The following is a 12,214-nucleotide window of genomic DNA, read 5'->3' as shown; positions in this document are numbered from 1 at the left end:
GGCTTTTTCTTGCCCGCGAATCGGGGATGGAGGGCGCGCGATCAGTCCTCGGGCGTGAGCTTGGACCGCACGGTCTCCTCGGCCGCGCCCTCGTCGCGGCGCAGCTGGTGGAAGATGAACGCCGCCATCGCGGCCATCGCGCCCAGCGCCAGGTAGGTGCCGTGGAAGGCCGGCACGATGGCGGCGCCCTCGGTGCGCGCCAGGCCGTGCGAGAACAGCAGCAGGAAGGCGCTGGAGGTCGCCACGCCCAGGCTCATCGACAGCTGCATCACCACCGCCAGCAGGCTGTTGCCCGCGCTGGCGGTGCGCTCGTCGAGGTCACCCAGCGTCAGCGTGTTCATCGCGGTGAACTGCATGCTGTTGACCATGCCGAACAGGCCCAGGTGGATCGCCAGCCAGACATGCCCCACGCCGCGCGGGATCAGCGCGAAGCTGGCGATCAGCACGCCCAGCAGCAGCGTGTTGACGATCAGCACGCGGCGGTAGCCGGCGCGCTTGATCAGGCGGATGGCCAGCGTCTTGGTGAACATCGCGCCCAGCACCGAGGGGATCATCGACAAGCCGGCCTCGCTGGGCGAAAAGCCCAGCCCCACCTGCAGGAACAGCGGCGTCAGGAAAGGCGTCGCGCCGCTGCCCAGCCGCGCGAACACATTGCCCAGCAGCCCGATGCGGAAGGTCGGCACGGCGAAGAGCGCGGGCGAGAACAGCGGCTCGTCGGCGCGCGACGCATGCAGCCAGTAGGCCATCATGCAGGCCACGCCCGCCACCAGCATCACGAAGCACACGGCCACGCTGACCACGTGCTCGCCAAAGCCCTGCAGCGCCAGCGACAACAGCATCAGCCCCACGCTGAACAGCCCGTAGCCGCCCCAGTCGAAGCGCCGGCCCAGCGGCCCCTTGATCTGCGGCATGTAGCGCTGGCAGGCCCAGGCGCCCGCCACACCGACCGGCAGGTTGATCAGGAAGATCCAGTGCCAGCTGGCGTACTGGGTCAGCACGCCGCCCAGCGTCGGACCCAGCAGCGGCCCCACCAGCCCCGGCAGGCTGATGAAGGTCATCACCGCGAGGAACTCGCCTTTGGGGAAGGCCCGCAGCACCACCAGCCGCCCCACCGGCACCAGCAGCGCGCCGCCGATGCCCTGCACCACCCGCGCCGCGACCAGCACGTGCAGGCTGGGCGACACCGCGCAGGCCAGCGAGCCCAGGCTGAACAGCCCGATCGCCCACAGGAACACCGTCCTCGTCCCGAAGCGGTCAGCCAGCCACCCCGAAGCGGGGATCAGCAAGGCCACCGTCAGCAGGTAGGCCACGACGGCGGATTGCATCCGCAGCGGGTCCTCGCCGAGGTCGCGCGCCATGCCGGGCAACGCGGTGTTGAGGATGGTCGTGTCCAGCGTCTGCATGAAGAACGCGAGCGCGACGACCCACGGCAGCCAGCGGCGCGTGGCGTCGTCAAGGACCGGTCGGCCGAGCGCGTCCAGCGGTGTCGTCGAGGTGGGAGGCATGGGCGGCATCCGGCAAGTATCGAACCGGGCCAGCGTAGGATGTGCGCCTATCGCGGCGCTCATCCAGCCGCCCACGACCCATGCGCTTCTACGTTTCCGATCTCGACGGCACCCTGCTCGATCCGCAGGCCCGGCTCTCCGACACCACCCGGGCCGGCCTGACCGAGCTGCTGGCCGAAGGCCTGGCCTTCACCGTCGCCAGCGCGCGGCACGTGGTCTCGATCGCCCGCATCCTCGAGGGGCTGCCGATCTCGCTGCCGGTGGTCTCGTCCAACGGCGCCTACATCAGCGACCTGCGCACCGGCCGGCATGAGCTGGTCAACGCGATGGAGCCGGCGCTCGGCCAGGCGATCTTCGCGCTGGTGCGCCGCCACGGCCTGATGCCCTTCATCGCGACGCACGGCGCCAAGGGCGACCAGCTGTTCTGGCAGGAGGTCCAGAACGAGGGCCAGCAGCGCTTCGTCACCGAGCGCCAGCGCAACGCCGACCCGCGGCTGCGCCATGTGGACCGGCTGCAGGACCAGTTGGCGGACCCGCTGGTGACGCTGCTCGTCGTCGGCCGCGCGGAGCCCCTGGAGGCGCTGCAGGCCGAGATCCTCGCCACCTGCGGCGACCTGGTGACGACGCACCTGGCCGAGGACATCTACATGCCGGGCTGGCCCTGGCTGAACGTGCACGACCGCCGCGCCAGCAAGGACCAGGCGATCGCGTCGCTGGCGCAGCGCTACGCGCTGCATGAGCGCGAGCTGGTGGTCTTCGGCGACCAGGTCAACGACCTGACGATGCTGCGATCGGCGCACCATGCGATCGCGGTGTCGAATGCCAGCGACGACGTGAAGCTGGCCGCCCACCGCATCATCGGCGCGCATCACGAGGACGCCGTGGTGCATTTCATCCGCGAGGACTGGCGCGCCCTGCTGGGCCGCTGACGGCGGCGGGGCTCGCATCGCGCGAACGGCGCGCCGGCGCCCTCGCCCTCAGCACGCCATCGAACGGCCGCTCTCGGGTTCAGCCGGCGCCCGCGACCAGCTCGCGGATCTGCTGCAGGGCGGCTGGATCGTCCAGCGTGATGAGGTCGCCCGGATCGCGCTGCTCGCACACCGCCTGGATCGCGCGCCGCAGCAGCTTGCCCGAGCGGGTCTTGGGCAGCAGCTGGACGAAGCGCACCCGCGAGGGCCGCGCCACCGCGCCGAGCTGCTGGTCGACGCGCTTGAGGATCTCGCCCTCGAGGGCCAGCGCTGCCTGCGGCGTCGCGGCGCGCGCCGGATCCTTCAGCACCGCGAAGGCCATCGCGACCTGGCCCTTGAGCGCATCGGCCACCCCGACCACCGCGACCTCGGCCACCGCCGGATGGCCGGCGATGCACTCCTCGATCTCGCGCGTGCCGAGGCGATGGCCCGCGACATTGATCACGTCGTCGCTGCGGCCGAGGATGAAGTAGTAGCCGTCCTCGTCGCGCAGCGCCCAGTCGAAGGTCGAGTAGACCTGCCGGCCGGGCACGCTCGACCAGTAGGTGCGCACGAAGCGCTCGTCGTCGCGCCAGACGGTCTGCATGCAGCCCGGCGGCAGCGGATACGCGATCGCGAGCAGGCCCTTCTGATTCGGCGCCTCCAGCACCGCGCCGGTCTGCTCGTCCAGCAGCTGCACGCGGTAGCCGGGCATCGGCACGCCCGGCGAGCCGAACTTCGGCGCCGCCGGCTCGACGCCGCGCGCCAGCGTCAGGATCGGCCAGCCGGTCTCGGTCTGCCAGTAGTTGTCGATGACGGGCTTGCCGATGGCGTCGGCGATCCAGCGCGCGGTGGGCTCGTCCAGCGGCTCGCCGGCCAGGAACAGCGCCCGCAGCGAGGACAGGTCGTGCCGCGTCAGGCAGGCCGGGTCCTGTTTCTTGAGCACCCGCACCGCGGTGGGCGCGCTGAACATCACCGTCACCCGGTATTGCTCGACCAGCCGCCACCAGACCGCCGCGTCGGGGCTGACCGGCGTGCCCTCGTACATGAGCGTCGCCATGCCGGCGATCAAGGGCCCGTAGACGATGTAGCTGTGGCCGACGACCCAGCCGATGTCGCTGGTCGAGAAGAAGGTCTCGCCCGCGCGGCCGTCGTAGATGAGCGCCATGCTGGTGGCCAGCGCGACCGCATGGCCGCCGACATCGCGCTGCACGCCCTTGGGCCGCCCGGTCGTGCCGCTGGTGTAGAGCGTGTAGCTGATCGCGTCCGACGGCAGCCATTCACAGGGCACGCGCGTGCCCCACAGGCGCTCCCGCAGCGCGGCGTGATCCAGGTCACGGTCCGCGACGCGCCCGAACGGGCTCAGGCCGCGGTCGATCATCAGCACCTTCGCCGGCTTGTGCGCGGCCAGGCGGATCGCCTCGTCCAGCAGCGGCTTGTAGGGCACGATGCGCCCGTTGCGGCTGCCGGCGTCGGCACTGACGATCAGCACCGGCTCGGCGTCGTCGATGCGGTTGGCCAGCGCATGACTCGCGAAGCCGCCGAACACCACAGAATGGACCGCGCCGAGGCGGGCGCAGGCCAGCATCGCGAACGCCGCCTCGGGAATCATCGGCAGGTAGATCAGCACCCGATCGCCGGCGCGCACGCCCTGCCCGGCCAGGATCGCGGCCATCACCTCGACCTCGGCCTGGAGCTCGGAGAAGGTGTAGACGCGCTCCTGCCCGACCTCGCTGGAGACCCAGATCAGCGCCGCGTCGCCCGGCCGCGTGGCGGCATGGCGATCGACCGCGTTGTGGCACAGGTTGGTCCGCCCGCCGACGAACCAGCGCGCGAAGGGCGGGTGGCTGGTGTCGCAGACCTGGTCGAACGGGCGTTCCCAGTCGATGCGCCTGGCCTGCTCGGCCCAGAAGCCGTCCGGGTCGTCGATCGAGCGCCGGTACATCGCCGCATAGCTGTCGGTCATCGGGGTCTCCTCATGTCGAATGCGCGACTTCCGCACGGATCCTCGCACCGCGAGCTTTGCTGAAACTTTCGTTCACAACGTTTGGCGGAGGGCCTGTGGTCCAATCCGGGTTTTTCCTGGGAAGGGTCTCGTGGCCACGCCCGGACTTTCCCTAGCCAGGCGCCGCCCCACGGGCATTCGCGCTTGACCGGTACGGAGATGGTGCCTAGTCTCCGCGCCCAACAACGATGAGAACTGTTCGTCCCTCCCGCTCGGCCCCCTCTCGCAATTCGCTCCAGCGCGCCATGGCCGCACTGGGGCTGATCTGCGTCCTGGCGAGCGGAAGTTGCTGGGCGCAACAGTCGACGTCGTCCACCACCGACAAGCCCAAAGCGCAAGCCAAGGCCGCGCCGGCCAAGCCGGCCGCGAAGAAGAAGCCCGAAGCGAAGACCGCGAAGACCGCCAAGGCCTCGAAGGACACGAAGGCCGCCAAGCCGGTCGCGTCGAAGAACGGCGCCAAGGATTCCAAGGCCAAGGCCGACGACGACAAGGCGTCGACCGCCGCGGAAGCCGTCACGGACAAGGCCGTCGCGGCCAAACCGGAGGCGAAGGTCGCGGAAAAGACCGCAGACAAAGCCGCAGAGAAGACTTCGGAGAAAACCGCGCCGGCCAGGTCCGAGGCGAAGACGCCGGACGCCAAGGCCGATGCCCGCGCCGAAGCCGCGCCGCCGGCCGGCACGATGATGGGCGCCTACGGCCAGAGCCTGATGCGCACGCCGGCAGGCACCGCCGCCGCCACGACCGCCGTCGCCGGCGCGACCGCGGCGCTGGTCGCCGCCGCACCGGCAACACCTGCCCCCGTCGCCACCACCAACGCGTCCGCGCTGCCACCCACCGCCTTGATGGGCGCCGCGGTCGGCAATGCCAACGCCAATGCCAGCGACTCGGTCGCCCGCTTCCTGCAGCAGCGCGGCATCGTCGCGCAGGCGCAGCAGCTGTCGCCGAGCGCCGATCCGGCCGCGCCGGGCCTGCTGAACCAGGTGCGCGACAAGGCCTCCGACCTGGTCCTGTCGGCGATGAATTTCCTGGGCGTGCCGTACAAGCGCGGCGGCAACTCGGTCAGCAACGGCTTCGATTGCAGCGGCTTCACCCGCCACATCTTCGAGATGAGCGTGGGCCTGGTGCTGCCGCGCCGCGCCGACGAGCAGGCCAAGCTGTCCAGCCTGGTCCCGATCAAGAAGGAAGACCTGAAGCCGGGCGACCTGGTGTTCTTCAACACGATGCGCGCGACCTTCTCGCATGTCGGCATCTATGTCGGCGAGGGCAAGTTCATCCACTCGCCGCGCGTCGGCGGCGCGGTCCGCGTCGAGGACATGCGCGAGGCCTACTGGGCCAAACGCTTCACCGGCGCCCGTCGCGCCGACCTGAACCAGGCCAACGCGGGCACCTGAGCCCGCTCGCGCCGCAGCCGCCGTGGTCACGGCGGTCTTCGCGCCGCGCCCCTCGCGACGACACCTCTCCGAAGGCAAGCCCTGACACGGCGCCCTGGGGATCCCGGCTATGCTGCGCCCCAGCGCCGACCGCCGCGATCCACCTTGTCCGCCGTCCTCGATCCCGCCTCGACACCGCTGCTGCGAGCACCCGACCAGATGGGGCAGGCCCTGCTGCTGGCCGTGCTGCTGCACGTGCTGGTGCTGCTGGTCGTGGGCAATGCGCCGGGCGGCGCCGCCAAGCCCGGCGAAGGCGTCTGGGGCCCGCTGAACGTGCGCCTGCAGGGCGACCGCTACGAGCCGGGCTCCGGCGCGCCCGCGGTCGTGCTGCCCGAGCGGGGCCCGGTCGGCGATGCGAAGCAGCCGCGCTCCGGCGGCGCGGTCCGGGAGACGCCACCGACGCCCGAGCAGCGGAAAGCCCCGGGCGCCGCTCGCCAGGGCCAGTGGCGGCAACAGCCCGGCGATGAATTGACGGGGGACGCGCCCGCGGATCGCAGGGCACCGCCGGCGGCAACGACGCCGACGCCAAAGCCCGCTCCGACACCGACACCTGCCCCACCGCCGCCCGCGCTCACGACGCCCGCACCGGCTCCAGCGCGGGTGCCGACGCCCTCGCCCACACCGGCCCCGCCGCCCGCTCCGGCGCCCTCTCCGGCGGCGGCGCCAGCGCCTTCGCCCGAGCTGCCCCCGGCGATCACCACGCTCACGACGCCCGGCGAGGCGATGACCGCGGCACCGACGCCGATCGCGCCGGCCCGCGAAGCCGCGCCACTACGCCCAGCGGCACCGACGGACGCACTCCAGGCGCCCTCGCCGACCTTGCAGCTGCCAGAGCGGCCGGCCCCGATCCTCAGCGAGACGCCGACCACGGTGCGGCGGATCGAGCGCGCGCCGATCGAGCGCTCGGCGCCCGCGCCGCTCCCGCCGGAACTGAAGGCACCTGCCGAACTGCCGCCCTTGACCGCCGCGCCAGCGCCGGTCCCGCGACCGGCACCCAGCCCCGCGCCCGCACCGCCGACTCCTGCGCCGACGGCCCCGCCCACGCCCACGACCACGACCACGCCCACGCCGACCCCGGCGCCCGCGGCAACGTCCACGCCGTCGGCCCAGACGACGCCTCCACAGCCAACAGCGGCGACCACGCCGTCGCCCACTCCGGCCAACCGCGTCTCGCTGGACGGCTCGACCACAGCGACGACGACGCAGCCCAGCGTCGGCGCGCCGGACGCTGGCGCGCGCGTCGGTCACGACGTGGCGACGCCCGCCTCGACGCCGCCGAACGCTCCCAAGCTGAACCTCGACATGAATCCTTCGCGCGGCCCGATGCGACCGCGCGGCTCGCCGTCCGGCGTGATCCAGGCGCTGCCCAAGCCGCCCGAGGACAAGGACCCGTTGGCCGAGGAGATGCGCAAGGCTGGGCAGCAGGACTGCCGCAAGGCTTACGCGGACAAGGGGCTGCTGGCGGTCGTCCCGCTGGTCCGCGACGCTGCGCGCGACAAGGGGTGCCGCTGGTGACCTCCGCAACCAGCGGCGGTGCGAATGCCGCGCCAGTCCCCGCCCACTTGCCGTCGGCGCAAGAATCTCTGCTATAGTTCAAGTCTTCGTTGGGGGGGTAGCTCAGCTGGGAGAGCGTCGCGTTCGCAATGCGAAGGTCGGGAGTTCGATCCTCCTCCTCTCCACCAACACATCCAGGCCTCAGAGGGAAATCTGCCACTTTATAAGCATCCGCTTGCAGTGGTGCAGACCGTATGTCCATGGGCCGATTGCATCTCTAAATTTAAACAGCCCACTGGGGCTGTTTTTTTTTTGCCCTCAAAGGTGAGCCCACTGCAGGCTCCGCATATCCATTCGAACCGCACATGTAGCTAAGGAGCCGTGGACAAGATCACGAGGCGAAGCGAAACTTGATTTGATGACCATCGAAGAAACAATTGCTGCCTTTCGCTCGTCGGTATCACCGAACCTCCTAGCAGAGAGGGACTTCATTGATTGGCCAGCTATCGAGCTGCAGCAGCGAAACACTGCAAACGCCGTCCATGAGATTCAGCTACTGGTCAACGAGGGTGATCTGAGTCGTGACCGATTGGCAGAATTTCTTCGAACGAAGCCTCTGTCATATCCCCTGTTTCTCGATTTGATCGCCTTCAACACGAGTGGCAGCCAGGTCGAGAAATGGGGGCTACCACAGTTCCTTTCACATGGGTCCAACCGAGCGGACTGGGTCGCGGGCCAGCTGCTCCATGTCGGACTGGGTCGAATTCTTCGAACCGACACACCTGTCGAAGCCCTGCTGCGTGTGGCTGAGGTCTACAAAGACAGCTACAAGCGTAGGTTCAGGTCCGCGGGCGAGATGGAAACGCGGACTCATCGGCTGGTTCATGCCGCCGTAGGTGCCGCCAACGCGAGCCTGCAAGTCAAGGTATCTGTCAATTCAGCGGCACTCGTCGATGCCGGCCTACGTCGCAGCTTGACCCATGTCCTTGCAGTGGGCAACAGGCCTGTCGCCGGTGTGGCTACCGTCTTTCAGAATCAATCCGGCGGACGACAGCAACGAGACCTTGCCTTTACCTACCCCAATCTGCAAGAGCGCATGACTGAGCTCGGCATGGCTCTGATCCTGCTCGCCGACGGTCAGGGTTTGAAGGAAGTTTCTGATCGCACGCTGTCGACCCTGTTCGAGGCGGTTCGCTATCCAATGAGCCTGGCTCAAGCTGAGAGTGGCAGCTTGGCTGAGGCAATTAAACAAGCAGCCACCGTTGACGCGCCAAGGACCGTCGAGAGGGTGGCCCTCGACAAGATCATCGAAGAAGGCCTTAGGACACGATTGGAGGTTCGTGCAGAAGACCTTCCGGTTGGCCCTAACCAGGCAAGGCTCGCTCTTGCAAGCTATGCGGAAGGACGACACCAAATCGCGTTGGAGCTGGGGGACGGTGCACAGTCTGTGAGCTGGGGGCGTCGTCCATGGGTTGAGCGCGCCCGGACACTGAAACGGAACTTCAGCACTGGCCAGGCAATTGCTCTGTTCGCCGAGATGGTCGGGGATCCGCGTTCGAGCATTGGCTTGCTCGATACGACTGCAGACCTTGTTGCCCCTCAGATCCAACCGTTCGCATCCCGGCTTCATGTGGCGTCGAACTCTGCGCCCTTGACGCCTGAGCGAGCACGAACGGTGGCACAGCAGTCGATTGAACAGGCGCCGGGGTCACCTGTTGCCATCTATCTGGCGCCCCATCAGCTTGATGCTGAGCAGCTTCAAGCCCATCGAAAAAGTCAGATCTTCTTGCCAACCAATGTGGTCGTGCTTAGCCCGGATCATTTGGAAAGCATGGCCGAACGCCGGCGTCCGATTTTGCCGTTGATGGACTTTGTATTGACGCAGTCGGACCTAACCAAGGTCAGCCCGTACATCCTCAACAACGCCACACCGGCGCGCATGTTTTACGGGCGGGAGAGGGAAGCGGCGACCGTTCTGCAGACTATTGCAACCAACAGCGTGGCCATTCTTGGAAGCCGGCGTATCGGAAAGACGTCCCTCATCAGACGACTGCAACTAGAACTCAGCAATATGCGGTTCCAGACCTACTTTGGAGACTGCCAGACAGTCCGCACGTGGGCAGATTTCGGCGATCTTGCGCGGCGCAAGTGGGGAGTTGACCTGCAGGCAGATTTTCGACCAGACCATATGGCAGACCTCGTCGCGAAACTTGGCGAGAGAGGCGAAGGGCAAGTCGTCATCATCCTGGACGAGATTGATCAGTTGCTGGACTGGGACAGCACCCCTTCGAACGATTCAGTGCCGGAGGGCTTCTTCAGGGCTTGCCGGTCACTATCACAAGAAGGCGCAGCACACTTCGTCTTCTCGGGCGAGCGGCGTATCGCAAATCGCCTATGGGACCCGCTCTCTCCTCATTGGAACTTCTGTCGTGAGGTCCAACTGGCTCAGCTTGATAGGAGCGATGCGCTATCCTTGTTGATCGACCCCCTACGAGCCATGAACATCCAGATCGTGGACGGATCAGCCTTCGAGAACGAAGCTTGGTCTCGGACTAGTGGGCACCCGCAAATCGTTCAATACCTTGGCGATCGACTGATTCGTTCACTAGACGATCGCGCAGACCGGCGAAATCTGACTTTGTCCGCAGAGGACGTTGTCGACACGACAGAGACGTTTGAGTTTGCAGAACACTACCTCACGACCTACTGGGGCCAAGCCACGCCATTCGAGAAGGCAGTTAGTCGCGCCGTAGCCGCTGGTGCCACCACCTCAGCCGAAATCATTGAGCGTCTACCTGGCGACGAAACCGCATGGGGTGAAAACACGTTGGCGGGCGCTCTACGCATGCTCAGGCTCTACGGCGTCGTAGAGGAGCGTGATGGGCAATTGCAAATGCGGGCCTCCTGGTTCAGCCAAGCCTTAAGCCACTACAACGACTAATAGAAGGAAGCCGCATGCATCTGCAGGGACCAGTTCCACTTGATGACGGCGACTATGCAGAACGTCCGTTCGAGCTAGACCTTGTCCGACAAATCCAGGCCGGCCGGTGGGTGCTGCTGCTCGGCCCACGTCAACACGGCAAGACTTCTGCGCTGTTGCGCCTGCGGCGGACGCTCAATGAGAATGCGACGCCAACTGCCATGGTGGACCTTCAGGCCCAGCCGCCATTCACCGCCTATGCGCAGCTGACGACGTGGTTTGCTCGAAAAGTGGCCTCGGCGTTGAGACATGACGTCGTGATTGACGAGACCGATGACTTGTCGGCGGCCCTTACCTGCGCGTTGCCAGCCGGGGCGGGCCCAGTGGTGGTCCTGATCGATGAGGCGTCCACCATCGACAACGATCAGTGGCGCAACTCCTTCTTCGGCCAATTGCGCGCCATTTCAAGTGAACGCGCGGCTGCGGATGATGGTCATATCGCGAAGCGACTGCGCTTCGTGTTCGCCGGCACGTTCCGTCCTGAGCGCCTAGTCGCGGAAGCCAACTCGCCGTTCAACATCTGCGAACGGATCGACACCGCTGATTTGGTGGTCAACGACATTCAGCGTCTGGCCGAAAGGGGCGGCCTTGCAAACCCGCCTGAGGTCGCGACGATGATCCATGAGGCAGTCGGCGGCCAACCGTATTTGGTCCAGCGGCTGATACAAGCGATTCTTGGGACCGACGATCCGCAAGCAGCCATTGCCGCTGAAGCCGACCGCCTTTCGACGAGCGACCACATCAGCAACCTCTTCCGTCGCGTGTTGGGCGACGCGGCGCTGAGCGGCATCGTGTCATCTGCTGCTACCGGTCAGCCAGTACCTCTTGCGGCCGGCAACGAGGATCAACGATTTCTTGTCGTCCTTGGAGTGATGGAGCGAAGGGCGGGTAATTTGCATTTCCGCAATCGGCTCTACGCGCACATGGCTACCAGCAGCCCCCAGTTCTCACAGGTCGCAGCGCCTGTAGCGCGTCGTGCTGTGCTATTTCCACTGGAGTTGACCCGCTTCCAGAACGTCACCGACACGCAGCTCCGGGAAATTGCCTACGCTGCACAGAAGGGCGCAGTGGGCGCCTACCGGAACGGAAGTTGTCGTATTGCCCTGGCAGGATTCGGCACCGCCCTTGAGGCAGTGCTTATGGACTTCCTCAAGCGGCAGACAGCCGCTGATCTGGCCGTAGCAGCGGCCGCTCGCCTGAATCCAAAGAATTTTGAGGTTTCCACTGATCCGACGTCGTGGAACCTCAACAACCTAATGCGAGGCGCTCGCGGCCTGTTGAATCTTGGAACGCTGGACATCCCCGAGAACTTGCGAGAGTGGCGAAACCTAATCCATCCCGGTGTTTGCATAAAGGCATATCGGCCAGACAGTGCCTTCGTTCCTGAGGTGGGCGTCGCAGCACATCAGTTGGATATCATTCTTCGCGATCTCCCGTGAAGCTTAGCCGCGTTTTCGACGTGAGGCTGGGCTAGCTGGCCTACTTCGAGCTAGGCGCTTTCTAGGCGGTCGGCTTTGCGTGAGCCTTCGAAGCCACAGCGTGCCCGCTCAGCGTCTCCTTGTTCACTACCGCCCTGCCGGCCGGCCCACCGACGCATTCTTTGCCATCAGCTTCGTGGCTTTGACGAAGGACCCGTTGCCCGGCGCTGGTAGCGATCATGCGGGCCCTGGCCATGGCTGCGCGACCCGTCGTCGACCCAAGATGCGATCGCATGTTCTGGAAGTCGTTGCACGCCGGCTGCCGATGTTCTACGCCGGAGTATGGCAACAGGGAGCAGTGGGTGCAGGGCTGTTCATGACATGCGGCGTCTACCTGCTCTTGTCGCAGGCTCGATGGAAATCGGCGAACGCTGC

General features: G+C 66.6%; 7 protein-coding genes and 1 tRNA gene. 6 read left to right on the top strand and 2 right to left on the bottom strand.

The features are described from left to right. Positions 1 to 41: 41 nt before the first annotated feature. Positions 42 to 1,514: a multidrug transporter subunit MdtD gene (mdtD, locus tag BM393_RS07005; RefSeq protein ID WP_404932498.1), complete on the bottom strand. Its 1,473-nt coding sequence runs from the start codon at positions 1,512 to 1,514 to the stop codon at positions 42 to 44. A gap of 71 nt (positions 1,515 to 1,585) precedes the next feature. On the opposite strand from mdtD, the gene BM393_RS07000 reads away from it, so the two are divergent. Next, positions 1,586 to 2,434 carry an HAD family hydrolase gene (locus BM393_RS07000; RefSeq protein ID WP_091723926.1) on the top strand — a complete coding sequence of 283 codons (849 nt, stop codon included), beginning with the start codon at positions 1,586 to 1,588 and terminating at the stop codon, positions 2,432 to 2,434. A 79-nt stretch (positions 2,435 to 2,513) separates the two neighbouring features. Here BM393_RS07000 and BM393_RS06995 read toward each other — a convergent pair whose 3' ends face one another. After that, positions 2,514 to 4,454, bottom strand: coding sequence for a propionate--CoA ligase (locus BM393_RS06995; RefSeq protein WP_256382268.1), 1,941 nt, complete (start codon positions 4,452 to 4,454; stop codon positions 2,514 to 2,516). A gap of 248 nt (positions 4,455 to 4,702) precedes the next feature. On the opposite strand from BM393_RS06995, the gene BM393_RS26415 reads away from it, so the two are divergent. From BM393_RS26415 to BM393_RS06970, 5 genes are all read left to right on the top strand, one after another. Further along, a complete protein-coding gene (locus BM393_RS26415; protein ID WP_404932497.1) occupies positions 4,703 to 5,848 on the top strand; it encodes a C40 family peptidase in 1,146 nt (381 codons plus the stop codon). A 144-nt stretch (positions 5,849 to 5,992) separates the two neighbouring features. Beyond that, entirely contained in the window at positions 5,993 to 7,402 is a 1,410-nt protein-coding gene (locus tag BM393_RS25610) for a hypothetical protein (RefSeq protein ID WP_175538211.1), read from the top strand. Positions 7,403 to 7,493: 91 nt separating this feature from the next. Continuing rightward, positions 7,494 to 7,569: transfer RNA gene (locus tag BM393_RS06980), tRNA-Ala, on the top strand. A gap of 230 nt (positions 7,570 to 7,799) precedes the next feature. Beyond that, positions 7,800 to 10,322 carry an AAA family ATPase gene (locus BM393_RS06975; protein ID WP_091723917.1) on the top strand — a complete coding sequence of 841 codons (2,523 nt, stop codon included), beginning with the start codon at positions 7,800 to 7,802 and terminating at the stop codon, positions 10,320 to 10,322. A gap of 14 nt (positions 10,323 to 10,336) precedes the next feature. Beyond that, positions 10,337 to 11,800, top strand: a complete 1,464-nt coding sequence (locus tag BM393_RS06970; protein WP_091723913.1) for an AAA-like domain-containing protein — start codon at positions 10,337 to 10,339, stop codon at positions 11,798 to 11,800. Positions 11,801 to 12,214 lie beyond the last annotated feature (414 nt).

This window comes from Mitsuaria sp. PDC51 (assembly GCF_900113225.1).
Taxonomy (GTDB): domain Bacteria; phylum Pseudomonadota; class Gammaproteobacteria; order Burkholderiales; family Burkholderiaceae_C; genus Roseateles.
This window is presented reverse-complemented; position numbering and strand designations above follow the sequence as displayed.

Excerpts from the sequence above, each read along its gene's own strand:
- mdtD (WP_404932498.1), bottom strand. The coding sequence starts at position 1,514 with ATGCCGCCCATGCCTCCCACCTCGACGACACCGCTGGACGCGCTCGGC.
- BM393_RS07000 (WP_091723926.1), top strand. The coding sequence starts at position 1,586 with ATGCGCTTCTACGTTTCCGATCTCGACGGCACCCTGCTCGATCCGCAG.
- BM393_RS26415 (WP_404932497.1), top strand. The coding sequence starts at position 4,703 with ATGGCCGCACTGGGGCTGATCTGCGTCCTGGCGAGCGGAAGTTGCTGG.
- BM393_RS06975 (WP_091723917.1), top strand. The coding sequence starts at position 7,800 with ATGACCATCGAAGAAACAATTGCTGCCTTTCGCTCGTCGGTATCACCG.
- BM393_RS06970 (WP_091723913.1), top strand. The coding sequence starts at position 10,337 with ATGCATCTGCAGGGACCAGTTCCACTTGATGACGGCGACTATGCAGAA.